This window comes from Brevibacterium sp. FME37 (genome assembly GCF_014897485.1).
Lineage (GTDB): Bacteria > Actinomycetota > Actinomycetes > Actinomycetales > Brevibacteriaceae > Brevibacterium.
The window spans coordinates 30,281-55,977 of sequence record NZ_JABUYE010000015.1 but is presented as its reverse complement, the minus strand read 5'-3'; the positions used below and the strand labels follow the sequence as shown (position 1 = coordinate 55,977).

The 25,697-nt window shown below is 62.2% G+C and carries 24 protein-coding genes; 10 read left to right on the top strand and 14 right to left on the bottom strand.

Going from position 1 to position 25,697, the window contains the following annotated elements; genetic code table 11:
* Positions 1 to 101 precede the first annotated feature (101 nt).
* Entirely contained in the window at positions 102 to 761 is a 660-nt protein-coding gene (locus INT29_RS15835; protein ID WP_101572741.1) for a TetR/AcrR family transcriptional regulator, read from the top strand.
* Between the two features lie 63 nt (positions 762 to 824).
* Here the strand turns inward: INT29_RS15835 and INT29_RS15830 are convergent, their stop codons facing one another.
* Positions 825 to 1,901 carry an NADH:flavin oxidoreductase/NADH oxidase gene (locus tag INT29_RS15830; RefSeq protein WP_101572740.1) on the bottom strand — a complete coding sequence of 359 codons (1,077 nt, stop codon included), beginning with the start codon at positions 1,899 to 1,901 and terminating at the stop codon, positions 825 to 827.
* A 166-nt stretch (positions 1,902 to 2,067) separates the two neighbouring features.
* On the opposite strand from INT29_RS15830, the gene INT29_RS15825 reads away from it, so the two are divergent.
* The gene (locus INT29_RS15825) at positions 2,068 to 2,403 is read left to right on the top strand and encodes an ArsR/SmtB family transcription factor (protein ID WP_193072327.1); all 336 of its coding nucleotides are present in this window, start codon (positions 2,068 to 2,070) and stop codon (positions 2,401 to 2,403) included.
* Between the two features lie 82 nt (positions 2,404 to 2,485).
* Here the strand turns inward: INT29_RS15825 and INT29_RS15820 are convergent, their stop codons facing one another.
* The 4 genes from INT29_RS15820 to INT29_RS15805 form a co-directional block, all read right to left on the bottom strand.
* Positions 2,486 to 2,947 (bottom strand): DUF3151 domain-containing protein, encoded by a 462-nt coding sequence (locus INT29_RS15820; RefSeq protein ID WP_101572736.1) that lies wholly within the window; start codon positions 2,945 to 2,947, stop codon positions 2,486 to 2,488.
* 32 nt (positions 2,948 to 2,979) lie between these two features.
* A complete protein-coding gene (locus INT29_RS15815) occupies positions 2,980 to 3,906 on the bottom strand; it encodes a hypothetical protein (protein WP_193072326.1) in 927 nt (308 codons plus the stop codon).
* Positions 3,903 to 4,982 (bottom strand): glycosyltransferase family 2 protein, encoded by a 1,080-nt coding sequence (locus tag INT29_RS15810; RefSeq protein WP_193072324.1) that lies wholly within the window; start codon positions 4,980 to 4,982, stop codon positions 3,903 to 3,905. The genes INT29_RS15815 and INT29_RS15810 overlap by 4 nt, the downstream gene beginning before the upstream one ends.
* Before the next feature lie 173 nt (positions 4,983 to 5,155).
* Positions 5,156 to 6,523, bottom strand: a complete 1,368-nt coding sequence (locus INT29_RS15805; protein ID WP_193072323.1) for a hypothetical protein — start codon at positions 6,521 to 6,523, stop codon at positions 5,156 to 5,158.
* Positions 6,524 to 7,080: 557 nt separating this feature from the next.
* Here INT29_RS15805 and INT29_RS15800 point away from each other — a divergent pair.
* From INT29_RS15800 to INT29_RS15785, 4 genes are read left to right on the top strand one after another with little or no spacing between them, the layout of a single operon-like run.
* Positions 7,081 to 8,673: a sodium:solute symporter gene (locus tag INT29_RS15800; RefSeq protein ID WP_193072321.1), complete on the top strand. Its 1,593-nt coding sequence runs from the start codon at positions 7,081 to 7,083 to the stop codon at positions 8,671 to 8,673.
* Positions 8,666 to 9,583, top strand: a complete 918-nt coding sequence (locus tag INT29_RS15795) for a dihydrodipicolinate synthase family protein (protein WP_193072319.1) — start codon at positions 8,666 to 8,668, stop codon at positions 9,581 to 9,583. The genes INT29_RS15800 and INT29_RS15795 overlap by 8 nt, the downstream gene beginning before the upstream one ends.
* Positions 9,580 to 10,611 (top strand): ROK family protein, encoded by a 1,032-nt coding sequence (locus INT29_RS15790; RefSeq protein WP_193072317.1) that lies wholly within the window; start codon positions 9,580 to 9,582, stop codon positions 10,609 to 10,611. The genes INT29_RS15795 and INT29_RS15790 overlap by 4 nt, the downstream gene beginning before the upstream one ends.
* Entirely contained in the window at positions 10,611 to 11,300 is a 690-nt protein-coding gene (locus INT29_RS15785) for an N-acetylmannosamine-6-phosphate 2-epimerase (RefSeq protein ID WP_193072316.1), read from the top strand. The genes INT29_RS15790 and INT29_RS15785 overlap by 1 nt, the downstream gene beginning before the upstream one ends.
* A 65-nt stretch (positions 11,301 to 11,365) precedes the next feature.
* Here the strand turns inward: INT29_RS15785 and nagB are convergent, their stop codons facing one another.
* Positions 11,366 to 12,148: a glucosamine-6-phosphate deaminase gene (gene nagB, locus INT29_RS15780; RefSeq protein ID WP_101572720.1), complete on the bottom strand. Its 783-nt coding sequence runs from the start codon at positions 12,146 to 12,148 to the stop codon at positions 11,366 to 11,368.
* Positions 12,149 to 12,154: 6 nt separating this feature from the next.
* Complete coding sequence (locus INT29_RS15775) at positions 12,155 to 12,910, bottom strand: FadR/GntR family transcriptional regulator (protein WP_226842092.1); 756 nt, start codon at positions 12,908 to 12,910, stop codon at positions 12,155 to 12,157.
* A gap of 174 nt (positions 12,911 to 13,084) precedes the next feature.
* Here INT29_RS15775 and INT29_RS15770 point away from each other — a divergent pair, with 174 nt between their 5' ends.
* On the top strand, positions 13,085 to 14,173 hold the full coding sequence (locus INT29_RS15770) for an SPFH domain-containing protein (RefSeq protein ID WP_193072315.1): 1,089 nt from the start codon (positions 13,085 to 13,087) through the stop codon (positions 14,171 to 14,173).
* Between the two features lie 124 nt (positions 14,174 to 14,297).
* On the opposite strand, the gene INT29_RS15765 is transcribed toward INT29_RS15770, so the two are convergent.
* Positions 14,298 to 15,506, bottom strand: coding sequence for an NADP-dependent malic enzyme (locus tag INT29_RS15765; protein ID WP_193072314.1), 1,209 nt, complete (start codon positions 15,504 to 15,506; stop codon positions 14,298 to 14,300).
* A gap of 386 nt (positions 15,507 to 15,892) precedes the next feature.
* Positions 15,893 to 17,365, bottom strand: coding sequence for an MFS transporter (locus INT29_RS15760; RefSeq protein WP_193072313.1), 1,473 nt, complete (start codon positions 17,363 to 17,365; stop codon positions 15,893 to 15,895).
* Between the two features lie 210 nt (positions 17,366 to 17,575).
* Between INT29_RS15760 and INT29_RS15755 the strand changes: the two genes are divergently transcribed.
* A complete protein-coding gene (locus INT29_RS15755) occupies positions 17,576 to 18,466 on the top strand; it encodes an oxidoreductase (RefSeq protein WP_193072312.1) in 891 nt (296 codons plus the stop codon).
* A gap of 87 nt (positions 18,467 to 18,553) precedes the next feature.
* Here the strand turns inward: INT29_RS15755 and INT29_RS15750 are convergent.
* A protein-coding gene (locus tag INT29_RS15750) for an IS3 family transposase (RefSeq protein WP_096161367.1) occupies positions 18,554 to 19,944 on the bottom strand; the annotation gives its coding sequence in 2 pieces (ribosomal slippage) (positions 18,554 to 19,596 and positions 19,596 to 19,944; 1,392 coding nt in all).
* Between the two features lie 241 nt (positions 19,945 to 20,185).
* On the opposite strand from INT29_RS15750, the gene INT29_RS15745 reads away from it, so the two are divergent.
* Together INT29_RS15745 and INT29_RS15740 are read left to right on the top strand one after the other, a co-directional pair.
* Positions 20,186 to 20,839, top strand: coding sequence for a histidine phosphatase family protein (locus INT29_RS15745; RefSeq protein ID WP_101572696.1), 654 nt, complete (start codon positions 20,186 to 20,188; stop codon positions 20,837 to 20,839).
* 65 nt (positions 20,840 to 20,904) lie between these two features.
* A complete protein-coding gene (locus INT29_RS15740; protein WP_193072311.1) occupies positions 20,905 to 21,522 on the top strand; it encodes a DUF4166 domain-containing protein in 618 nt (205 codons plus the stop codon).
* On the opposite strand, the gene INT29_RS15735 is transcribed toward INT29_RS15740, so the two are convergent.
* The 4 genes from INT29_RS15735 to INT29_RS15720 all read right to left on the bottom strand — a co-directional run bounded on the left by INT29_RS15735 (position 21,498) and on the right by INT29_RS15720 (position 25,664).
* A complete protein-coding gene (locus tag INT29_RS15735; RefSeq protein ID WP_193072309.1) occupies positions 21,498 to 22,364 on the bottom strand; it encodes a uroporphyrinogen-III synthase in 867 nt (288 codons plus the stop codon). The genes INT29_RS15740 and INT29_RS15735 overlap by 25 nt on opposite strands.
* Before the next feature lie 376 nt (positions 22,365 to 22,740).
* A complete protein-coding gene (locus INT29_RS15730) occupies positions 22,741 to 23,826 on the bottom strand; it encodes a helix-turn-helix domain-containing protein (RefSeq protein WP_193072307.1) in 1,086 nt (361 codons plus the stop codon).
* Positions 23,827 to 23,988: 162 nt separating this feature from the next.
* Positions 23,989 to 24,888: an alpha/beta hydrolase gene (locus tag INT29_RS15725; RefSeq protein WP_319020924.1), complete on the bottom strand. Its 900-nt coding sequence runs from the start codon at positions 24,886 to 24,888 to the stop codon at positions 23,989 to 23,991.
* An 89-nt stretch (positions 24,889 to 24,977) separates the two neighbouring features.
* On the bottom strand, positions 24,978 to 25,664 hold the full coding sequence (locus INT29_RS15720; RefSeq protein WP_193072303.1) for a TetR/AcrR family transcriptional regulator: 687 nt from the start codon (positions 25,662 to 25,664) through the stop codon (positions 24,978 to 24,980).
* Positions 25,665 to 25,697 lie beyond the last annotated feature (33 nt).

The window sequence follows — 25,697 nt, the reverse complement described above, 5'->3', positions numbered from 1 at the left end:
ATCACAGCAGCCGGGGACGCGTGTAGGATCGCTACGATGACCCTGCCGGGCCGGGCCGATTCGCCTCCCGCGACCGCTCGCTTCGAAGACAAGGAGATTTCATGAATCGCACACGCCTGCGCCGAAAGGATGTCATTCAGTCCGCGATCGCATATATCGACGAATATGGGGTCCAGTCTCTGACCATGCGCCGCCTGGGCACCGCCCTCGACGTCGAGGCCATGGCCCTGTACCGGCACGTCTCCAGTCGCGAAGAACTCGTCTCTGCCGCTGTCCGTGAACTCATCGACGGCCTCTTTGACGACGAACTCATGCAGACTCAACCGAAGAGCTGGGAGGCCTACTTCCAGCACGTTGCCAACGCCATGCGCAATCTGGCGCTGTCTCATCCGAGGATGTTTCCCCTACTGATCTCACAGCCGCCTGAAGCCCCCTGGCTGCGGCCCCCTCTGCGCAGCGTTCGCTGGGTGGACTATTTCCTTGCCTCACTCCTCGGCTACGGCTTCTCCGAGACTCACGCGGTGAAGGCCTATAAGGCCTTCACCAGCTTCCTCCTCGGCGACCTCCTTCTCCAGGTGACCGCGATGGGCATCGACATCGCGCCGGTAGCCGGCGACGGTGACGAACCCGAAGAGGATCCTGCCGAGTATGCAACAGTCAAGCGCCTGGAAGGCAAACTGGCCGAAGACCCCTCACAACGCGAATTCAGCGACGGATTGGATGACCTCATCGAGCGCATCCGCACCGTCTCTGAACTCTGAGTCGGTCGACCTAAGCGCACGACGGCTTACCTACGCGCACTGGTTCACCTCACGGGCGACGTGTCACTTATACGCGCGGTGGTACTGGGACGGCCGGTAATCGATCTCGTGGCGTAGAGCGTCAGCGGCCCGGAGCGGGAAGTTCGGGTCACGCAGCGATTCGCGGCCGAGAAGAATGACATCTGCCTGCTCGGTCGCCAGGATGTGTTCGGCCTGAAAGGGCTCGGTGATGAGTCCGACCGCCGCGGTCGGAATGTCCGCCTGCCTGCGGACCCCCTCGGCGAAGCTCGTCTGGTAGCCGGGGCCGACAGGAATCTTGGCCATCACGTTGCCGCCGGTGGAGACATCGACGAGGTCGACGCCATGGCCCTTCAACCAGCCGGACAGCCGCGCGGTGTCATCGAGGCTCAGCCCACCCTCGGTCCAGTCCGTCGCGGACAGGCGCACGAGCACGGGAACGTCCTCGCCCACCTCGGCGCGAGTGGCATCGACAACCTCGAGCAGGAAGCGCGCCCGGTTCTCCGGGGTTCCGCCGTAGGAATCGGTGCGGGTATTGCTCAGCGGGGAGAGGAATTCGTGGAGCAGGTAGCCGTGCGCGCCGTGGATCTCCACAAAGTCGAAGCCGGCCTCCATCGACCTGCGCGCCGAGGCTGCGAAGGCAGCCACGATCTCGGCGATCTCCGCTTCGGTGAGCTCACGTGGAGCATCCAATCCGGGGAACGCCTCCGGTGAGGGAGCCAGTGTCTGCCAGCCGCCTTCACTCTCGGGCAGACTGCCTTCGTGGTCGGCGCCCCACTCGGGGTAGGTCGAGGCCTTACGGCCGGCGTGGGCGAGTTGGATCCCGGCCGCGGCCCCCTGCGTGTGCATGAAGTCGACGACCGGGATCAGTGCATCGCGCTGCTTGTCATTCCACAGGCCCAGGTCTTTCGCGGAGATCCGCGCCTCGGGAGTGACACCGGTGGCTTCGACGATGATTGCGCCTGCGCCGCCCCGGGCCAGGGATCCGTAGTGGACGACGTGCCACGGGGCGGCTACGCCGTCGAGGGTGTCCACGGAATACTGGCACATCGGCGGCACCCAGGCACGGTTGCGGAAAGTCAGGCCGCGCAAGGTGAGGGGTTCGAACAGCAGATGAGACATATGACCTCGTGATCGTCAGTAGTGGACTCGAGTCTTGAGCGCTGAACTCGAGATGAAGTACGAAGCTCCTCGTACTTCGATATTTACCGTACTACGAAGAAGAACGTATAATCAAAGGACTGTGAATCACTGTGACGAAAGAATCAGCGTGACGAAGAGGTGACGGATGAGAACCCTTGAACACCCCGAACGGAACGAGATGCGACTCGACACCGTGCTCGCCGCACTTGCCGACCCGATTCGTCGGCACATCGCCTGCCGACTGAACACCACCCACCAGGATCACGCCTGCGCAACATTCGAGCTGCCGGTATCGAAGTCAACATCGACCTATCACTTCCGGACTCTGCGCGAGGCCGGTGTGATTCGCCAGGAGTACCAGGGCACGTCGATCATGAACTCACTGCGCAAGGACGATCTTGACGCACGGTTCCCCGGACTCCTCGACGCGGTCTTCGTTGCTCAGAACATCGAAGGCGGAGCCGCGGTCGTCTCGACCTGAGGTCGATCGAAGACCAGAGCGGGGTCACAGGCAGACGCCTGTGACCCCGCTCCGTAATCCGCGGAACTCAAGGCTGTCGCCCCTACTCCCCCGCCGCAATCGCATCGACGGCAACCGGGTCCGAGGACCGCAGGAACTCCTCGATCCGAGCAGCCTCTTCACCTTCGCCAATAGCGCCGGCGGCACGGCCGAGGGCGTTGAGTGCGCGGAGGAATCCGCGGTTGATCTCATGCTTCCATGGGATCGGGCCTGCTCCGCGCCATCCGGCGGCACGCAGGGAATCGAGACCACGGTGGTAGCCGACGCGGGCATAGGCATAGGCGTCGACGAGGCGGCCCTCGCCGTGAGCCTCATCGGCCAGGATCGCCCAGGCCAGTGATGAGGCGGGCAACGCTGCGGCGACGTCGATGGGTTCTTCGCCGGCGTCGAGGCGCTTCTTCGCTTCCACGTCTGCGTGATCATCGGGCAGGAATGTCGGCTGGGGGCCGAGCTGAGTGGCGTCGAGGTTGCCGATATGCGATGGGTTACCGATGGGCTGTGTCATGTCATCTCCTGGTCGTTGGTCGAATGCAGAGTTCAGTTGGACTTCACGTCTGAGGGTTGGATCGTGTACGGGTTGGTGCTCAGAGCCCCGAAGATCCCGGCATCTGTGAGCTTTTTGAGCTGCTTTTCATCCTTGACTCCGGTGGCCCAGACCTTGAGGTCCGACTCGGCCCAGGTGCTCACCGCATCGGGTGCGACGGACACCATACTGTAGCCCGACTTCTTCAAGTCCTCGGGCGAAGTCGATGAATAGTCACCGGTGAACATCACTGCCACCTCGGCGTCGGATGCCGCCTTGGCGACCTTCGCGTTGGAGGTCCGCACGATCGTCGAATCGGCGCTGTCCGCCTCGGCGATCTTCTTCAGCACTGGATCTGCCACCTTGGGCGATTCGATCAGGGGCATGAGCACGGTGGCTCCGCCCATCTCATCGACTATCTGGTCCCAGGTGATGGGGTCCCCGAATGCGGTGTTCTTGCGTGGTGGCTTGATGGTCTGGTCCAGGAACGACTTACGGTCCAGGTCAGACAGGTCGCCTTTGAGTTCCATCTCCTTGGGCGCGGATTTCGGGTCCGCGGCGACAACGGTGCCGTCACCGAGCTGGGACAGGGTCGGTGCGGGCAGGTAGCCGAACTTCGTGTTCTCGGTGAAGGCGAGTGTGGAGTTCGCCGGGTAGACCTTCGAACCACCGTCGAGGGCGGCGACCGCGGGCTTGTTGAGCGAGTCCACGGTCAGATGGTCCTTGCTTCCGAACATGTTGAGTCCAAGGACGGCGACGACAGCGATGACGACGACGAGCCCGGCCCACAGAGGCGCGTTGAACTTCTTCGGCGTCGGACGCTCAGGCACCGGAGCCCGTCCGCTCTCGAGAGCTTCCTCTGCAGGGTGTTCGCTGCCTGCCTGAGCCCGGGTGCTCTGCTCGCGTTCACTGCGTCCGTACCGGCGGTTCTTCTTGCTCAACGGCTGCCGTCCTTCGTCGATCCGGCCCCGGCGATCAGGCCCCGCAGGAACCCTGCTCCCCAGCACAGGTGCATGGTGGGCAATACGAGTCCGAACCAAGCGCGTTCGCGTCGACCGCAATCCTTGGCCGCCGAGGCGGTCGCAAGTATGCCCGACACGTATCCCAGACTGGGCACGTGGACCAGAGAGGTGAAGCGGCGCAGGAATTTGGGCCAGGTCTTCGTCCTGCCTGTGAGCTGCAGGAGGGCTTCGACGACGCTGGCTGCCATCCCGAGGACCAGCACCGGTGGCGCGAAGTAACGTATCGAATTCTGCGATCCGTAGCGTCGGATGAGCTCAGCACGCCAGATGCCGGTGGCCCAGAACTGCTGACCGATCTTCGACCAGGAATCCCGCGGCCAGTAGGTGACCTCCATGTCCGGGTTGAACCAGATGCGCCCGCCTGCAGTGCGGATGCGCAGGTTGAGCTCCCAGTCCTGTCCGCGTTTGATTCCTTCATCGAACCCGCCGAGGTGGTCGAAGACCTCACGTCGGTACACGCCGAGGTAGGCCGACTCGGCCTCGCCGGCTTCGTCTCCGGAGTGGTAGGCAGGTCCGCCGAGCCCGACCGGTGACATGTAGGCCCGGGCCACGGCCTTCTGGAACGATGTGCGACCGCGGGCAAGCATGAGTCCGCCGCAGTTCGCGGCCTTGGTCTGGCGCAGAGTGTCGATGGCCTGCTTCGTGTAGTCGGCGCCCAGCCCCGAGTGTGCGTCGACGCGGATGATCAGAGGGTGGTGAGTCGCGGCGATCGCGAGGTTGAGTCCGATCGGCGTCGCAGCCTGCGGGTTGTCGACGGTCTGGATGCGAGGATCCTGCGTAGCCATGTCGGCGATGATGGCGTTCGTGTCATCGGTCGAGGGCCCGAGCGCAAGGACGATTTCCTTGTCTCCTTCATAGTCTTGGGCCAGGATCGTGGTGATCGCTTTGGCAATGTGCTCGGCCTCGTTGAGGACCGGCATGATGAAGGAGACACCGGGGCGTTCGGCCAGTGGAGGCAGACCTTCCGGGGTCAGGATCTCAAGAATTTTCGACACGCCCTCAATCTTCCCACATGCCCACGGTCTCGGCCTTGAGGGGTTGCTCAGGCACCACGTCAAATTGCACCTCAGATATCTCCCCCGCATTGGCCACTAAACAAATCCACAAGAACAACCGAGCTTCAAATTCGTTATTGGCATCCAAAGAACCGCCGTGCCGCCTAATCGAGCTACGAATCAATGGCACAAATATCGCTTGTTGACGAGTACCACAAAATTGGTGCAACAAATTTGGCACCAGCACTCGAATAGATATTTACCTGAATTCCGGCCCCTATATTCGGTAATAAATAAAGGCCTTGCACACACTCCTTGCTGTTCTTGGTGAATTCGAAAGACTCAATGACGGAGCTAGACGTGTCATCATCAACCAACCGCAGCTCAACTGAGCTAACCCAAGAAGTGGGGATTTTGAACTGCATGTACACATGCTCTCCACACCTCACAGCCCACGGCGCGTTAACCACGATTTCTTCGCGAACACCGCCTTCTGGCAAGGATGGTTGCGCATCGGCGGAGCATTCAACTCCATCAGGCCCGTCATCAATTCGACTCAGGTACACGTCGCGCATCACCGACCTACCCGTCGAATAGAGACCTGAGTAAATGCGTGACACACCAGCAATAACGACTGAACCTCGGTTATTTCTATCAGCCAGAGATTTAACTTGGTTCGGTCCAAATTTAGCGACCTCAGGACCAGGAACCGTTCCCTCAAACAGGCTCACTAGAGACTCAATTGAAGCCTCATCATAGCTTCTCAGGCGATTTCGATACGCCAATTCCTGAACACGCTCAGCGTTCGGAGGCTGTTGCGCAATACCGACCGTCTTCGGCTGGTGCGTCCCCAATTTGTGCTCACTAAGAAACACTTCTATCCTGCGTATGAATTTGGGTCTGTTGCTCGACTCGAGAGCTATAATTGACAGCATCAAGGGTAAATCTACAGTATTTGAATATGACTCTCTAGCAATAACCCCGATATAATATTCGCTCACTTTTAGATCCGCAAATGGCTTTTCGTCTGCAGATCTGGACAGCTGGGCATCAGTAAGCGTCTTGTATCCCGCAAATATCACCGCAACTAATATGGCGGTCCAGATTCCCTCCACCAACCCTTCCGAACTCGGCGTGAACTCAACTAGGAGCTCCGGAACTGAAGCCGCAGCAGCGGTGATAATCGCAAGCACAACGGCAACCGAAAGTAGATAGGCATACCGCCCACTGACGCCGACGCCATCACGGAAGGCAACAGCCAGACTTAGCACGTTTGTCGACAGCAGGTGCGCAATATAAAGGGACCAAAGCGATCCAGCGACGCTGACGTGTGCGCTCGAAGCAAAGGAACCAACAGCGATAGATACAAGAGCGTACGGAAGCAGACGCCAGATCAATACCTTGACCGGAGAATCAGTGAACCAATGGCTGGCCCGATCGGTGCTGTCAAAATAGTTTTCCGGCCAAGAAACTCTAGCCAGCATAAAAGCTATTTTGAGCACCACAGCCGCGGTGGCTCCGACTCCTATTGCCGTCACCATAACTGCCGCCCCGTTCAGACCTGGATCGAAAATTCCGCTGTATAGGTACAGTCTATGACCAGTGGATGCCTTCGGTTTTCGCCCTTAAGCATTACTCTAAACTGATCCGAGAATTGCCGCGGATCATCACCTACTGGAGGAGTCATGAGAAGGTCACCCAAAACCAAATGGATCCTCGTGCTGCTGCTCCTTACAGTCGTTTCTCAGCTGCTGGCCCTCGCTCCGGGAGTGCACATCCCCACCGCCATCCTGTGAGGTGTGTCTTGTGCATGTCTGATCGGCGCCCTCGTCATCGCCGCTGCACTCACCGAGGCCCAGCACACCTAGTCCGTTGATCCATGGCTGGTCTGAGAATGTCGTCGCCGGCGACGACATATTCAGGTGCCGCGTTGATCGAGGGGCTCCCCTTCCGCCTCGCCCTCCCCGTGCCGAACAAAAAGGCTTGTGCGCGGGAACACATTCCCGTACATTTATAACGTAGGACATCATACGTCTTATGTTGCATCCGGGATTTGGCATCGATGCGGTCCCGTTCGGACTTTCTGTGAGGAGGGAGCATGGACGCTCCGGGACTCGGCGGCCTCAATTGGGCTGTGATCATCATCTATCTGTTGGCAACGTTGGGAATCGGGGTGTGGTTCACCCGCAAGGCGAGCGCCGGAACTGATTCGTTCTTCAAGGCGAACGGTCGCATCCCGGCCTGGGCCGCAGGCTTCAGCATCTATGCGACGACCCTGTCTGCCATCACCTATATGTCCACGCCTGAACAGGCCTTCCTCACAGACTGGTCCTATGCAGCAGGCAATATCGCCATCTTCGCGATCGTCCCGCTGCTCGTCCTCTTCTACATCCCCTTCTTCCGCAAGCTCGACGTCACCACCGCTTACGAGTACCTTGAGGAACGTTTCGGGCCCACTATCCGAGTCATCGGATCGGCCCTGTTCGTGCTCTTCCACATCGGACGCGTGGCCATCGTGATCTACCTGCCCACGCTGGCAATCAGCTCGGTCACCAATATCAGCCCCGTGCTCGTCGCCGCCGCAGTCGGCGTCCTCTCCGTTGTCTACACCTTCCTCGGCGGCATCGAAGGCGTTATCTGGTCAGACGTGGTCCAGGGCATCATCCTCCTCGTCGGTGCCGCCGTGATCCTCGTCTTCGGCATCGCAGCCCTCGACGGTGGTCTGGCGACAGTGGCCGCCGATGCAGCAGCAGACGACAAGTTCATCTCGGCCGACAATTGGAAGATCGGTGGAGCGGCGGCGGCCATTCCGATCGTCTTCCTCGGCTCGGTCTTCAACAATCTCCACCAGTACACCGCCAGCCAGGACGTGGTGCAGCGCTATCAGACGACCGACTCACCGAAGAGCACAATCCGGTCTCTGATCGTCAACGGCTTCCTCGCACTGCTGACCATTCCTCTGTTCTACGGAATCGGCACCGTCCTCTACAGCTACTACCAGCACGCCGAGGCGCTTCCCTCCGGATTCAACACCTCGTCTCTGGTGCCCTACTTCGCTGTCACCGCACTGCCGGCCGGCATCTCAGGTCTGCTGATCGCGGCAATCTTCGCTGCCGCACAGTCGACGATCTCCTCGAGCCTGAATTCGATCTCGGCCTGCGTCACCGTTGACATCCGGGACCGGTTCTTCCCGCCCAAGGACGGTGTGGCCCGCACAGGCGTCGGGTTCTCCCGTCTGGTCATCGTGATCGTCGGAACGATCTCGGTAGGAGTCGCCCTCTACCTATCCGCGACCGACCAGGCTCACACCTGGGACCTCTTCCTGTCCATCACCGGACTCTTCGGGGTTCCCCTTGCCGGTGTCTTCGCCCTCGGCATCTTCACCAAACGGGCCAACAGCGCCGGAGTGCTCAGCGGACTGGTGCTCGGTGCCGCCGTCGCCTGGTACGTCCAGGACGTCGCGGGGCTGACACCCTTCGCAGTCTCGGCCGTGGCCTTCGTCGGCGCCGTCGTCTTCGGCTATGTGATCTCCCTGTTCACAGGATCCCAGAACCGTCGTGCCGACCACGACGTGACTGCCCTGACGATCTACGGCAAACGTGACCAGTACACACGGCGCATCTCAACCTCCCCGGCGACAACCTCGGCGGGGGACAGCAACAGCATCAAGCAAGGACAGAGCAATGAGTGAATTCCACGGCATCATCCCCCCACTGCTGACACCGCGCTCCGAGCGCGGGGAGCTGGACTTCGAGGGCATTTCGGCCCTCGTCGACCACCTCGTCGAGGGAGGTGTGCACGGCATCTTCGTGCTCGGCTCCTCAGGGGAGGTCCCCTATCTCACTGCGAGCGAACGCGAGCAGGTGCTGACCACTGCCATCGAAGCTGCCGACGGTCGGGTCCCCGTCCTCGTGGGAATCAGCGAACAGACGACAGGCCGTGTCCTCGACGAGGCGAAGCGTCTGCTGTCGATCGGCGGAGACGCCGCCGTGGTCACCACCCCGTTCTACGCGCTCTCCGATGCGGGCGAGATCGAGCAGCACTTCCGCACCGTCGCCGAACACCTCGACGTTCCGGTCTTCGCCTACGACATCCCAGTGCGCACCCATTCCAAACTGCCCCACGTCGTGACCGTGCGCCTGGCCCGCGAGGGTGTGCTGGCCGGAGTCAAGGATTCCTCGGCCGATGACGTGTCCTTCCGTCGCCTGCTCATCGACACCAAGGACCAACCCGACTTCGCGGTCTTCACCGGCCACGAAGTGGTCGCCGACGGCGCACTCCTCGGTGGTGCGGCCGGGATCGTCCCAGGTCTGGGCAACGTCGACCCTGCTGGCTACGTTCGCCTCTACGACGCCGCCCGAGCCGGCGATTGGACGGCCGTCGCCGCCGAACAGGATCGCCTGGCGCGACTGTTCCAGATCACCGCTGCACCCACCCCCGGACGCGTCTCCCCCGGTGCCGCTGGCCTTGGTGCGTTCAAGACCGCCCTGCGGCTCATGGGCGTCATCGCCTCCAACCGGATGACCGAGCCGATGCTGGCACTCGATGAGGTCGAGACCGGACGCGTCAGAGAGGTCATCTCCGCCGAAGGTCTTCTATGACCTCGAGAGCCGTGGTGGCCGTCGACGTCGGCGGCACGAAGATTCGTGCCGGTGCCGTCATCGACGGCACCATCATCGACGGCACCATGGGACACATCCGGGAGGTGCCGACACCCGCCAGTGAGGGACGTTCGGCAATCCTGGATGCCATCGCCGAGGTGGCCCGCGAAGTCATGCGCAGCACCGACGCTTCGATCGGCGCTGATACACCCCTCCTGTGGAAACTGGGCATCGGGGCCGCCGGAGTCATCGACTCTGAGGCGGGAACCGTCGTCTCGGCCACGGACTCCCTGACCGGCTGGGCTGGGACTCGACTCACGGCAGAGCTGACGGCACGCCTCGGCCTTGAGACGCGGGCCGTCAACGACGTGCATGCTCATGCGCTCGGCGAATCCTTCGCAGGGGCAGCCCGAGGATCCCGCAGCTCGCTGCTGGTAGCCGCGGGCACAGGAATCGGAGGCGCCTTCATCTCCGAGGGCCGCCTCCTCACCGGCCGGAACTTCGCAGCAGGACACATCGGTCACCTTCCTGTCGCCGCCGCCCAGGGGTTGCCGTGCCCCTGCGACGGCGCCGGGCACGTCGAGGCGATCGCCTCGGGGCCGGCTGTGCTGGCGGCCTATCGACGGGCTGGAGGCCGTGCGGACGTCTCCTCGACCCGGGAACTGGCGGGCGTCGCTCGCTCTGGAGATGTCATCGCCCAAGAGGCATTTGCCCGGGCTGGGGAAGCGCTCGGCTCGATACTCGGCGGACTGGCCAATGTTCTCTCCCCCGAGGTCGTCGTCATCGGCGGGGGCCTGGCGGGTACCGGAGAACTGTGGTGGTCGCCTCTGTGTGAGGCGTTCGACCGTGAGCTCATCCCCGCCATCCGCGGACTTGAGCTCCGCGAGGCACAATTGGGATCAGACGCCGCCCTCATCGGCGCGGCCAGTCTGTGGTCGGCCGCGACCTCGGCCGCAACTTCGGCACCAAAAAGCCCGATGCCAGGAAACTCGGCAATATCGAAGACCACCAGCGAGGAGACAGAGTGATGTTCACCAAACAGGAGATCGTCGATGCCCTGCGAGGACACCTCATCGTCTCGGCCCAGGCCTATCCGGGAGAGCCCATGCGGGACCCGCGGACCATTGCTCAGGTCGCCGCTTCCGTCGTGCGCGGTGGTGCGGCGGCGGTGCGCGTCCAGGGGCTCAGCGACATTCAGGCGACTCGTTCAGCGGTCGAAGTTCCGGTGATCGGCTTATGGAAAGACGGCACCGAAGGTGTGGCCATCACGCCGACGTATCAGCACGCGCATGCCGTCGCCTCGGCGGGAGCCCACGTGGTGGCTCTGGACGGCACACGCCGTGAACGTCCGGACGGGCTGAGTCTCACCCAGACTATCGAGCGCCTGCATGAAGAGACGAATGCGCTGGTCATGGCCGACTGCGGCAGCCTTGACGATGCGCTGACCGCGGCCGAATCCGGAGCAGACTTCATCGGCACCACCCTGGCCGGATACTCCGGCGAACGCGCGAAGACGACGGGGCCTGACCTGGAACTGCTCGAACAGATCAAAGCGGCAGACCTCGCCCCGATGCTCGTCGCCGAGGGACGGATCCACTCCCCTGACGATGCCGCAGGAGCACTGTCGGCCGGCGCCGAGGCGGTGGTGGTGGGAACAGCGATCACCCACCCGGCAACGATCACGTCCCGGTTCGTCGACGCCTGCGACAACGCCTAAGGCACTCCGTGCCCGGGTGACGCCGCCTGCTCAGGTGACGGCTCCCAGCCCGTGAAAGTGACGCCTCAGAGCCGGTGCGGTTCGAGCTTGTTCGCGTACGCCTGCCGGTAGTAATCGGCCAACTGCAGTCTCGATGCGGCCGCATCGTCGACGAGGACTGTGGCGTGGGGATGCATCTGCAGCACGGTCGCCGGCCACATCGAAGAGATCGGCCCCTCCAACATCTGGTGCACCGCTTCGGCCTTGTTGCCTCCGGTGGCGATGAGCATAAGATGACGCGCTTCCATGATCGTGCCCAGCCCCTGCGTCAGGCAGTGCTTCGGCACCTGGTCGACGTCTCCGTCGAAGAAGCGGGCATTGTCCACCCGTGTCTGGTTCGCCAGGACTTTGACTCGGGTACGCGAGGACAGGGACGAACCCGGTTCGTTGAAGGCGATGTGACCGTCGGTCCCGATTCCCAGGATCTGCAGGTCAATTCCTCCCGCCTCTGCGATGGCACGTTCGTAATCCGAGGAAGCGCTGATCAGGTCCTCGGCGGTTCCGTCGGGCCCCTGCACAGCGCCCTCGGCGAAATCGACGCGTGAGGCGATCTCGGCGTCGATGACATTCCGGTAGCGCTGCGGGTGGTCTGCGGGCAGCCCGACGTATTCGTCGAGCATAAATGCGCGCGCAGCAGCGAAGGACAGTCCTTCCTGTTCGTGCCGCCGGGTCAGTTCGTCGTAGACGCGCAGCGGGCTCGAGCCGGTGGCCAGCCCGAGCACGGGGGCAGACGATTCTCGCAGCAGCCTCTCAATGGAGTCCGCGACCAGCATCGCCAGTTCACCGTCGGGGGCGATGACTACTTCCATTGGTCCTCAGCTCTCTGCTCGTGGTGTCGGGGCGTGGTCAAGGGCTCGGGCGATCGGTTCGTAGTGCACGGTGATCGCGGAGCGGAAGGCGTCGACGTCCCCGGCTTCGGCCGCCGTGAGCATGAGTCCGTGGGCCCGGGCGGTGCGTTCAAGATCGGCAGCCACCGCGAGATTGAGCTTGGGCAGCACAGCGGTGTGCACGTCCCAAAAGGCGGCTACGAGCTGACCGACGAGCGAGTTCCCCAAGGACTCAAGCAACCCGGTGTGGAAGGCGCGGTCCTGCTGCGGAAAGGAGCGTCCGTCCTGTGCCATGGCGACCATCTCCTCGACGAGTGCTGAGAGGTCCGGGTTCGTGGTTCCCTCCAGGCTCTTCACAATCGCTTCGGACATTCCGTGGTCCAGGGCCTCACGCACCTCCACCACGTCCCGCAAGGCGCGCAGGTCATCACCGGGACTAAGCACACCGCGGAACACGAGAGCTTCGACGAGTGCGTCCAGGGACATCTCACCCACATAGGTTCCGTGTCCGTGCCGAACGTCAACGATGTCGAGGGTCGAGAGCTTGCGAATGGCTTCCCTGACATTCGACCGCGAAACGCCGAGGCGAGTGCACAGTTCCCCCTCGGTGGGCAGCAGGTCCCCGGTGCGAAGTCCGTCTGCGAGAATGAGATCCTTGATCCGGTCCGACGTCGTCGTCTTCCGTCGCCCGTCGGCGTTGTCCGCGGCAGAACGCTGATGGCCTGCCGGCATTGTCTCCGTCATTGTCGCCCTCCAAAGATAGTTCCGCACCGAGCTTCCAGTATACGTCTGACATCAGATGTGTGGGCTTCGACCGACATGCGGTCTCCCCTCGCGCCCCGGCCCCAAACAGCACTAGAGTGGGTAAGCAACAGATGTTGTAAGAATCAGCGCACCTACTGAAAGCTCGGAGGAGCCATGGAAATTCTCACCGGAAGCGTCATCGCCGTCGTAGTCATCGTTATCATCCTCGGCGTACTTCTGTTCGGCAAACTGAGGACCAGCATGTTCTTCACCGTCAAGACTCAGGAGAACGTCATCGTCGAACGGTTCGGGAAGTTCAAGAAGGTTGCCAAGCCTGGCCTGAACTTCAAAATGCCTCTCGTCGAGACCATCAGCAAACCGATCTCGCTGCGCGTCCAGCAGCTCGAGGTCAACATCGAGTCGAAGACAAGTGACAACGTGTTCGTCACAGTGCCGGTGGCCGTGCAGTATGTCGTTGAAGAGGAAAACGCCACCGACGCCTACTACAAACTGGCCAACTCCGAAGAGCAGATCAGGTCCTACGTCTTCGACACCGTTCGCTCCGCACTGTCGGGTCTGACCTTGGACACAGCATTCGAGTCCAAGGATGATATCGCTGAGAACGTCGAACGCCGCCTGTCGGAGTCGATGAAGCGCTACGGATTCAAGATCGTGAGCACCCTGGTCACCGACATCACCCCGGACTCCAAGGTCCGCGACTCCATGAACTCGATCAATGCCGCACAGCGCGATAAGGTCGCGGCTCAGTCCCTGGCCGAGGCCGACAAGATCAAACGGGTCACACAGGCTCAGGCTGAGTCCGAGGCGATGCGGCTGCACGGTGAGGGTGTGGCCGCACAGCGCAAAGCCATTGCCGAAGGTATCGCCGAACAGTACGCGAAGCTGCAGGAAGTCGGCATCGACAAAACAGCCGAGCAGCTGCTCATGATGACCCAGTACTTCGACACCATGCAGAACGTGGCCCAGGAGGGTCGCTCCAACGTGCTGTTCATGCCGTCGAACCCCGGCGGCCTGGGCGAGATGACGCAGGAGATCAGGAATACCCTGTTCGCAGCCAACGCATCCGAGGACGCAAAGAACACCACAGGCCTGAAGGGTGCCACCGGCCCCCAGTCTCAGCAGCAGTCTGTGTCGAAGGCTGCGCAGAGCGCACGTGCCGATACCAAGTCGGCGATGAAGCGTGCAGTCGATGCTGTCAGGCACAACACCGACAACGCGGACCCGACGACCGACGGCTCCTGAGACTGAGCCAAAGTCTGACTCAGTCTGGGCAGCACATGACAGAACGGGCGCCGGCGCGTAATCTCGCACCGGCGCCCGTTCGCCTCTGCAGGCTGTTGCCCGCAGGCAGACAACCTCCGAAAGCTTACTCCCGAGCCACCCCGTCAGCATCGGCCGCGGCCTCAACCGCAGCAGCAACGGCAGGAGCAACCCGCGCGTCCAGCGCTCCGGGCACAATGTAGTCCGGTGCCAGGTCATCGCCGACCAGGTCGGCGATGGCACGCGCGGCAGCGAGCTTCATGGCATCCGTGATGTCGGTGGCTCCGGCATCCAGGGCTCCGCGGAAGATTCCTGGGAACGCGAGAACGTTGTTGATCTGGTTCGGGAAGTCACTGCGGCCGGTGGCGACCACCGAGGCGTACTTCTGCGCGATGTCCGGGGTGATCTCCGGGTTCGGGTTCGACAGGCCGAAGATCACGGCGTTGTCGGCCATCTGCGGCAGGTGCTTCTCATCGATGGTGCCGCCGGAGACGCCGATGAATACGTCGGCACCGGCGAGTGCGGTGTCGATCCCGCCAGTGATGGTGCGTGGATTCGTGTTCGACGCCAGCCATTCCTTCGTCGGAGTCAGATCCGCACGGTCGGAGTCGATAATCCCCTTGGAGTCGAGGACGACAACGTCCTTCACACCGGCATCGCCGAGGATCTTGGCTACGGCGACTCCGGCAGCTCCTGCCCCGGAGAGGACGATCTTGATGGAGTCGAAAGACTTGTCGACCACGCGCAGCGCATTCGTCAGTGCAGCGAGGACGACGACGGCCGTGCCGTGCTGGTCATCATGCATGACAGGGATGTCGAGCGCGGCCTTGACGCGGTCCTCGATCTCGAAGCAGCGAGGTGCTGAGATGTCTTCGAGGTTGACTGCGCCGAATGACGGGGCCATGCGGACGAGGGTCTCGACGATCTCGTCGGAGTCATTCGTATCGAGGACGATCGGGATGGCGTCGAGCCCGGAGAAGCGCTTGAACAGGGCGCACTTGCCCTCCATGACAGGCAGCGAGGCCTTCGCCCCTATATCCCCGAGGCCGAGCACGGCAGATCCGTCGGAGACGACGGCGACGAGTCGACCGGTCCAGGTGTGGGTCCGCGCCAGTTCCGGCTCGTCCTTGATCGCGGTGCAGACCTTGGCGACGCCGGGAGTATAGGCAATGGAGAGATCGCGCTGGGTCTCGAGCGGACGGGTGAGTTCGGCAGAGAGTTTGCCGCCTTCGTGCCCGGCGAAGATCTCATCATCGGTGATGGGCGGCAGCGAGTTCTGTGCGGCAGCGGTGGTTGTGTCGGTCGTTGTCGTCATGTTTGATCCTCGTGGTCTCGTGACGGCTGGCATCACGGCGATGCCGCCTTCGGTGTTCGTCAGACCGCGGCGCAGTACCACGGGGCGTCTCTGGCAGCGGTCGAATCGAAGAGCTGTCACCAAGAAGGATGGTGCGGTGACGTCTGCGCAGTGTGGTCCGCGTCCTTTGTGAAGGACTGTGCGTGGTCGCGCAGGGCACGAGCGGTTCGCAGTCGGCCGAGTTCCGACCTCATGAAACGCACTGTGCAACTCGGCCAGCATAGCCGATGAGCCTTCGCTGTCCACCCGAAAATGTCACCTTCGCCGAGGTTGTCCGACGTTTTGGAGGCATATTCTCAATACCTTTAGCCGGGAGGATTCGACCCCGGAACAATGCGTTCCGGACCTCAGCCTCCTGCCACTGTGGCAGTCTGCCGATCCTTCGCCCGCCCGCGGACCAGGTCGACGATTCCGATGAGTCCGGCGAAGACCATGACCGCGGCGATGAATCCGAATCCTGTGACGATCGCGACCCCATATCCGGCCATTCCCTGGGCAACGAAGAACACGGCCGTGACGATCGCGATGCCGATGGCCGTACCCACACGCTGCCCGGTCTGCATCACCCCACCGGAGCTTCCCGCATATTCGACGGGCACATCGGCCAGGGTCAGTGTCTGGTTCGGACTGATCGCCATGCCCTGGCCGATCCCGGTCAGACCCAGGCTCGCCAGCATCCACCAGATGCTGATGCCCAGGTCTTCGTGAGCCAGGACGATCAGTGCAGACGTGACAACTCCGACGATGGCGATGCCGACTCCGAGCACGACCATCTTGCGCCCGAAGGTGAGGACCACGCGACCGGAGGCTTGGGCACTGACCGCTGCCAACAGCGCCGAGGGAAGACCCATCAGTCCCGCTTCGAGCGCAGGGAATCCGAGGCCGTTCTGGAGATAGAGGGCGACGATGACCCAGACTCCAGGCATGCCCACGAAATACATCGACGTCAGGGAGGCGCCATAGGCGAATGACCGGGTGCGGAACAGGTTCATATCGACCATCGGGGCACCGCCTCGGCGGGCGTAACGGCCCTCCCAGCGCACCCACAGCCAGATGACGACGGCACCCACGGGGACCAGAGCGTAGATCCAGGCACCGGCGGAGCGTTCGAGAAAGGGAAGCATGACGAACAGGGTGCCCAGTGACAGGAGCACGAGGCCGACCGGATCGAAATCGGCGCGCCCGCCGTCGGCGCCGCCGGCCTCGGCAGCACTGCCCCTCCACGCGCTCCGCGGCAGCCAGAGCCGACCGAGGAGGATAGCGGCAATGGCGATCGGCACGTTGATGAGGAACGCCGAACGCCATCCCCATTCTTCCCCGAGCACCGCGATGAGGCCTCCGCCGAGCACGGGCCCGATGCCGACGGAGACACCGACGATGGTGCCGAACATGCCGAAGGCACGACCACGGATCTTGCCGTGGAAGTACTGCTGCAGCATCCCCACGCCCTGGGGACTCAGCAGTCCCGAGCCGATGCCCATGACGATGCGCGCGACGTTGAGCATCACCGGGTCGGGAGCGAAGCCGGCGATGAGCGAGCCGAAGGCGAAGACGCTCACTCCTGCGACGAAGAGCCTGCCCCGTCCGAAGAGGTCACCGGCGCGACCGGCTGCGACGAGCAGTACGCCGAAGGCCAGCGTGTAGCCGGAGAGCACCCACTGGATCGCGGAATTCGAGGCCCCGATCGACTTCTGCATATCGGGCAGGATGACGTTGACGATGGAGACACTCAGCAAAGACATGAACATCGGCACCAGCATCACGGCGAGGCTCCTGCGCTGCTGTGCCGACATGGCCGTTGTCTCTGAAGTTCCCGTCATTGATCCAGTTCTACTCCGCCGCGCAGGTCTGCACAACACCCCATCACAGTGCGGTCACTCACGCATGCGCAGACCGCGGCGCCGGCGGAATTCGCACATCAATCGCGTCTTTCGGTTCCCACGAAACTCGACTGCCGCGATTCGTCGACCCCTGAGCAGCGCGGAGCAGCGGCGACCTCTTCACCCGATGATCGCGAGTAGGCTCGGCCCATGGCGAAATATCGGTGGACTGCTTCTGACATGCCCTCAATGGTCGGCCGCACGGTGATGATCACCGGAGCCAACGGTGGAGTCGGTGCGGCGACAGCAGCGGCATCCGCGCGAGCGGGCGCGCACGTCGTTCTGGCGGTCCGCAGCGTACAGCGCGGCCGAGAGGCCGCCCGCGCGATGAGCGGGAACACCGAGGTGCGAGAACTCGACCTCGCCGACCTGTCCTCGATCAGTTCGTTCGCCCAGTCGTGGGATGACCCCCTCGACATACTCATCAACAATGCGGGAGTAGCCGGAGTTCACGGCGCTCAGACCAAGGACGGGTTCGACCTGCAGTTCGGCACGAACCACCTGGGCCACTTCGCATTGACCAACCTCCTCCTGCCTCACATCAGCGACCGGGTGGTAACGGTTGCCTCCGGCGCCCACAAAGCAGGCGAGATCCATTTCGATGATCTGGCGCTGCGCCAACGCAAGTACGGATTTGCGGCCTCATACGGGCAGTCGAAGTTGGCCAATCTGCTGTTCTCTCTCGAGCTCCAGCGGCGACTCCACCAAGCCGGTTCCAACGTTCGCTCCTTGGCCGCACATCCCGGATACGCAGCGACGGGGCTCGGAACCAAGGGCCAGCCGAAGGTTCTCGTTGCCGCGGCGAATCTTGCTGGACGGATATTCGCCCAAACCAGCGAACACGGTGCCTTGCCGTCGCTCTTCGCGGCAACACAGGATCTTCCCGGCGCGAGCTACATCGGACCTGACGGGCGCGGTGAGCTGCGGGGCTCCCCCACCTTGGTCGGCCGATCTTCCTCAGCCAGCGACCTCACCACGGCACGTCGCCTATGGGAAGTCTCCGAAGAGCTGACAGGCGTCGGCTTCGGCCTCGATAAGTGACAGTGCTGTCGGCTGTGGTTCAGGACCCGACAGGGGCCTCCACCTGGGCCTCGCGGAAGTTGTCAAGGTGAATGAGACCAAAGGGAGTTAGGCGGCTTGCTGATCGACGACTGATTCTTCGGGTTTGTTGATCCAGGCGGTCTCAGGCAGGTCGAGTGCCTTTGGGACCTTGCCAGAGCCGAACCGTTCAGGGTGGGCAGCCCGGGCCTCGGCAAGGACGTCAGCACGTTCATCGACCTTGGCTGCCGCGAGGCCGTAGTGGACATCGGCCGGCGTATGCAAACCGAGTCTCTGGTGATGATGTTCGTGGTTGTAACGGTCTATGAACTCGTCCATGAACGTGCGAGCATCACCCAGGGACCCGAACCGCTCGGGGAAGACCGGGGCGTATTTCAACGTCTTGAACCACGCTTCGGAGTAGGGATTGTCGTTGGAGACCTTCGGTCGCGAGTGCGACCTGGTCACTTCCAGGTCGGCCAGCAGCCTGGCCACGGACTTCGACGTCATCGACGTGCCTCGGTCAGCGTGGACGACGGCCGGGATGCCGTGGATGCCGAAGACCTCACGCATCATCTCCTCGGCCAAGGGACCGGACTCACGAGCATGGACGTGGGCGCCGACGATGTAGCGGGAGTAGATATCGATCATCACGTAGGCGTCGTAGTACACGCCCCGACAGGGCCCGGGCAATTTGGTGATGTCCCAGGTATACACCTGGCCTGGCCCGGTGGCGACGAGTTCCGGGATCGCCCGTGCCGGGTGCCGGGCCTGTCGTCGACGCTCTTTGACCTGAGCGTTGTCTCGCAGGATGCGATACATCGTCGAGATCGAGCACAGGTAGACGCCACGGTCGAGGAGCGTGGCGAAGACCTCCATCGGGGTGGAATCGATGAACTCAGCACTGTTGAGAACTGCCAGGACCCGCGCCCGTTCGGCGCAGTCGAGTCGGTTGGCCGGTTCGATACTCCGTGGTGTGGGCATGGTTGGGTGTGCTGCACAGCGGGCGACTGTAGATCGGGCGATACCGGTCAGTGTGGATGCCGCCCGGGTAGAGGTCCCGCAAGCACTCAAAGCGGTGTAGGCGCCCATCAGCGTCTCTTGCGCTTGGTCTCGGTATCCTCGCTCTTGGAGGTCTCTTCCAAGAGCGCGCGTGCTTTTCCCATGATCTCCAATGCCGTCTCGGTGCGATCCAAACGCTGCTGGGCCTGGTCGAGCTCGCGGCGCAGCCTGGCGATCTCGGCCTGTTCCTTGCTCGGCTTCCCGACCGCCTGACCGGGCTTCTTTCCATCCAAGACGCCGGCATCTCGTAGCCGGCGCCATTCGGTGATCAGCGAGGAATACAGGCCCTCGCGGCGGAGATAGGCCCCGCCCTGCTGCTGCCTGCAGGCTTCTTCGTAGGCGGTGAGATGGGCAAGCTTCTGATCGGGGGTGAAGGTACGTCGGCGCGGGCCATCAGCGCGCGGGTGCGGACTGTTCATGTCTCCATCATTCCCGATCGGTGCTGACGGTGTGGACAGAGTCGAGATACTCATGGTGGTTGTTCCTGAACTCGCCCTGCGAAGGCGGACTTGCTATGAACCGGTGGACTCAACTCACCCTGACACGCAGGGATGAGGCGACGGTGGATCGATCCGCCGCTGAGGTTCTTAACGGGTTAGGCTCAGTCGCAGGCTGAGCCTAACCCGTTTTTTATTGGCATCTTCTACGCAGGAGTGAGAGATGAGTGTTCTTTATCTGGTCCGGCATGGCCAGGCGTCATTCGGCACCGATGACTATGACCGACTGTCCGATCTGGGCAAGGAGCAGAGCCGCATCACCGGCGAGCACCTGGGAGCGCAGAAGGTCTCACCCGTGCGCGTCATCCACGGAGAGATGCTGCGGCAGCGACAGACTGCCGAAGGCATTCAGACAGGCCTCGGCAGTCAGCTGGATGCGCAGATCGATCCCGGGTGGAACGAGTATCAGGCTTGGGAGCTCACCGGGGCGCTGACCGACACCGATCCGCGTGCGAAGCAGGATTCGAAGATCTTCCAAGCCGAACTCGAACGTGGAGCAGCCCGGTGGGCCAGCGGAGAGCATGATGGCGACTACTCGGAGACGTTCAAGCAGTTCAGCACACGAGTCGACCGCGCCCTCGACGAGGTGTGCGCGTCGATGGGGTCGGGTGAATCGACGATCATCGTCTCCAGCGCGGGGGCGATCGCGTGGACGGCGGCCAGACTCCTCGGTGGTGGTTTCGACCAGTGGATGGCGTTCAATCGGGTGACCGTCAACACCGGGATCACCCGCATCATCACCGGCCGCAGCGGCACCAGTCTCATCTCCTTCAACGAACATGGCCACCAGACCCCGGAGCGGGTCACCTACCGCTAGTCGACTCAGTCAGGCGGCCCGGATCGGTGGCAGACCGCGCCGGGCCGCCGCATATACTCGCAGGCATGAGCCCTGAGATGAGATCGCCGTATGAGCGAGCCCTCGGTTCCCAACTGTCTGAGCTGCACCCGGTGCTGCAGCGCTACTTTGCTACGATCCCCGCAGGTTCGGTCGGTGTTGGAGACGGCATCTTCGAGCGCTTCGGCACCCAACGATGGTGGCTGCGACCGATCCTCCAGTGGCTGGCACGACGTCATGTGATTGCGCCCGGGATGCACCACCAGGTCCCGTTTCGGATCGAGAACCGAACGGTTGCCGGCCAGCAGACTGCTGCCCGCACGCTGAAACTGGAGTCGGGCACCTGGACGATGGTCGACGCCGTCTCTGTGTCCGAGTCGGGCCAAGTCGTCGATGTGCTGGGCCGACCGGCCCTGGTAGAAGCTGCATTCGATGTCGCGGCGGATGAGGATGGGTTGAGTCTGAGCAGTCGCGGCGTCACCGTGCGGTTGGGACCTATCCGTCTGCCTGTCCCGAAGGTCATTCGTCCGGTGATCGCCTTGAGCGAGCGCTTCGACGCCGAGGCGGCACTCCAGAAGGTCAGTCTCACAGTTGATGTCCCTGCCCTGGGCCGGGTGTATGAGTACCACGGGTCATTCACCTACCGAATAGAAGAGGAAGACTGACGTCGGCGGGCCGTGAGTTCGGTGACCAGGGTGCGCACGAGTGCGCCAAGGCGGAATCTCTCTGGGATCAGCGCCTCGATTCCGTGCGCCACCAGGGGTGCCGCTGTGACGTTGCCGACCACAGCGGCGAGGACACCGTTCTTGTCGGTGAACGCGGCGACGACCTCAGGCAGCAGCTCCTGGTCACGAGCGGCGTCCAGAAAGGCGGTGACCCCGGGCGCCGAGGTGAAGGCCACGGCATCGCAACGGCGGTCCGCGACGAGTTCGACAGCTGCCACCACAGCGTCTGGATCTGGTGCGGGACCCCACCGGTAGACCACCAGCGAGCTGACCTCGGCACCGGCTGCGGCGAAGACTTCGTCCAGACCATCGGCGCCAGCGCCGTGGTGCTGTACCGCGATCCGAAGGCCACGCACGCCCTGTTCGAGCAGAACCTGCTGGATCTCGGAGTTGGTCTCGGATTCTGCGACCCAGTCCGGTGTCAGCCCGGCGGCTTGGATTGCGCCGCGGGCCTTGGGACCGCGGGCGATGATCCGGGCTCCGGCGAGCATGGCGTGCCACTGTTCGCTCAGCCCTTCGGCCTCGGCGACTTCGGCCCAGCCGTTGAAACCGACTCCGGTCGTGACCACAACGACCTCGGGTTGGGTGCCGATGAGTGCACGGGTGCGTGCGACGAGTTCGGGGTCATCGACGTTGGGGATGACCGACAGTGTGGGCGCATGCACGATCTCCGCCCCGTGCCGTTCGAGGGCAGTCGCGAACTGTTCAGCCTTCCGCTGAGCAGTCAGGACCACGCGGCATCCGGACAACTGGCCGCTCAGGGCGGTACGAGACTCATCCATGCACACATCCTTGCTTCCGCAGGACGTCAGGGCAACTCACGGATCGATGCAAGGAACACTGAAATCGGCTCGGTTGCTCTCTCCGAGTCACAACGGCCTCTCACAGAAATGCAGCAGGCGTCGAGAGCAGGTCAATCCCCCACAGCCAGGGAAGTGGTTGGGTCCCCGAGCACAAGCTCAGCCGCGTAGCCAAGATCCGATAGCCCATAATTCGACGGTCCACGACCATCGCACTCACGCCGGATAGTTGCTGTCCAGGTGCCTCTACCCTGCAGGATTTCCTTCAGACAGTCCATCTCATTGCAAAGACTAAAGTTGATGAGGACGTTGGTGTCATGGAAGAAGAACAGGGGTTTTAAATCCACATCCAACAGCCTTATCTAAGAAGCGATAGCAACTCATCGCCCTCAATGGGAGTAATAGGAGCTGGGTTGGGGACCTCGAGTTCCGCCTCATTAGTACCAAGCATCCAAGCAAGATAGCTCTTGTTCAGCTTGCCGGATTCGATCCGCTGCAGGTGAGCGGATCGCAACCATGTGGGAAAGCAGCGCACACTCGCGCGAGCCATTCGGTCAGTGATTTTGTCCGGGCCCTGTACGTGTCGACTATTGCCCCAATACTTCCGCAGGACGCCCTGAGTCTTGAGTTCGAGCGCTGTCGAAATCTCATGCGATGGAACGATGCCAAGCTTGTTCAACCGAGCTTTCACCGTCGCCGTTGACACTCCCGACTCCCATAGAAAGTCAGCTAAGTCGTTGCACAGTGTCGACTGCCAATCGAATGCGCGCATTGACTCTTCCGGGAGGAGCAATTGAGCGGCAAAGTTATTAGCCTCCGCTTCACACACATCGACGTTATCGCTACAAGGACGAACGTCTTCATGACCAAGAGCATGATGTGCAAGCTCGTGGGCGATCGACCAATTCTCATTGAACCAATTGCCTGAACCATTGACGGCAATGATCTTTCGGCCGGAGACGGTGAAAGAGTATGCAGTAGTCAGCTCCGATAGAACGACAACATCCACGCCGAGCACTTCGAGCTTATCTGCAAATCGTTCGACGAATCCTGGGCCGAGAATCTCCCGGAACTCCGCTGGATCCGCAGGCAATTTCGGAGTTGCGCTAAGCTCCCCGGCCAGGTTGAAGGCAGTCTGAATCTTAGTCAGGACTTCTCTGTCTTCTTCAAGACCGTCGACTGAGCGTGTTTTTGTCTCATGGTCGAATCTGTGGCGAGCAGCAAAGGCAAGCTGAGACGGATCGGGCTCGCCCGTGATCAAGTAATACACATCTTCATCGAGAGCCCGCGCAATGTCTGCAAGCTCGACTGCGGCAAAACCTCTCTGCCCACGAAGCGCTCGCGACATCCCGTCGGGTGTCATCTGAGTATGTTCGGCCAGCGTCTTTTGAGCCATGCCACGTTTCCGCATGACTGCAATGACCCTGTCTCCGATGGTACTCATAGGCCAATTCTAGACCGTAACTTGGGAAATTCCCAATTGTATTTCCGGACTCCACATGTCGCCACTCGCGTAGGCGCAATACTGGTTGGCGACGTAACTACTGCGCTCTTACCACCAAGCACCTGGATTGCCTGCCGCTTGAACGGCCGCCCCAGCAAACAGCTACTCCCCGAGGTGTTCCCGAACCCGCTCAAGAACCGCCCGTGCGATCTCTTCCGCGCGAGACTCGGGCAGCCAATGCGAAGCGCCCTCAAGGGGGACGAATCGGTAAGGCCCTTCGACATACTCGGCGGTGCGCTCCGCAGTGGCGCGAGGGAAGGCGATATCTTCACTGCCCCACACGAAGGTCGTGGGCACGGTGACCGGGGTGCTCGACAATCGAGCTCGACCGTCCGCCGCCTGGTAGTATTTCAGCACCGAGTCCATTGCTCCAGGCTCGCTCAAGCGCGCTGCGTAGGAGGCCGCCATGTCATCAGGTACGTCACCGTCGTAGAGGGCGATGAGACGCTCACCGTCGTTGCGCAGCAGAGCTCGTGCAACTCCGTCCGGATGGTCCTGGATCAAACGCATGTATTCCATGCGCTCGTACTGGTCCGGGTCCGCCTGCACCTGCTTGGCGTGGGCGATCGGGTGCGGGGTCGAGACAACGGTGCTCGTCAGCAGACGCTCCGGATGGTTGGCCGCGTAATGCCAGGCGACCATCCCACCCCAGTCGTGGCCGACGAGGTGAAAGCGGTCAAGCCCCATAGCGCGTGAGATCTCATCGAGGTCCGCGACCAAGTGCGGCATTGTGTACTCATCGACGGAGTCGGGACGCGCTCCAGGAGAGTATCCTCGCTGGTCATAGGCGAACACGCTCATCCCCTGGTCAAGGAGAATCGCTGCGGCCTGCTCCCAACAGGCAGCGAATTCGGGCCACCCGTGGAGCAGCAGCGCATCGCCGAGCTGCGGATCAGGATGAGCCGGTATCGCCTGGAATCCCGAGAGCTGTCCACTCGACGTGGTCACCGTCAGCGCTTTTGCCTCAGCAACCGCCGGCAGCTCTGCCAGACGGGCTGCCACCGAAGCATTGTCGAAAGGAGCGCCAGTACTCCGATCAGGTGATGGTTCGGAAGTCGTTGACGGTGTCGTTGACGATGCCATGGAAACTCCTAGGTTCGGCGGGACCCGTCGGCAGGGATGCCCAGCGCGTTGACCCACAGCTTCGTTGCGGTCTCCACGAGAAGGTCATCGGTGCCCCAGTCCGGTTCTTCCAATGCGTATTTGAAATAGGCCATGCGCCCGACCATCAGCGACAATGCGCTTGCCGACATAACCGGGTCAAGGCTCGGATCGGCAAAACCCTCGTCTTGGAGCTTCTTGATCCACCTGCAGTTCCGTTGGGCGAAGGCTCGTCCACGGTCGAGTCGCAGGCGCCTGAACTTCGGGTCGACCGCGGCCACCTGCTCGAGCAGGAGCATCAGTTTGGCGTTGCGTTTATACGCCTCAACATAGGCACGGTTGCCCGCTTCGAGCGACTCGACGACGCTGCGATCCTTGTGGTGCCCCTGCGGCGGGCCGGGGTGGAGCATATCCTCTTGAGCCTCATGCAGAACGGCAGCCAGAGCCTCTTCTTTGCTGTCGAAGTACGTGTAGAAGGTACCTGTGGAGCACTGGGCCTCCTTCGTGATGTCCGTCAGTCGCGAATCGATGAACCCATCGCGTTCGAACACGGTGCGGGCAGCGGCCACCAGGGACGCGCGTGTGCGGATGCCTCGAGGAGTGGACGGGAGATCACGCGCCAGCGTGGGGTCCACCAGCGCAGGGAGATCTTCACCCTGTTCTTCGGTCTTCGTCATGGTCAGCCCATCATACAATCCGTCGACATTGCG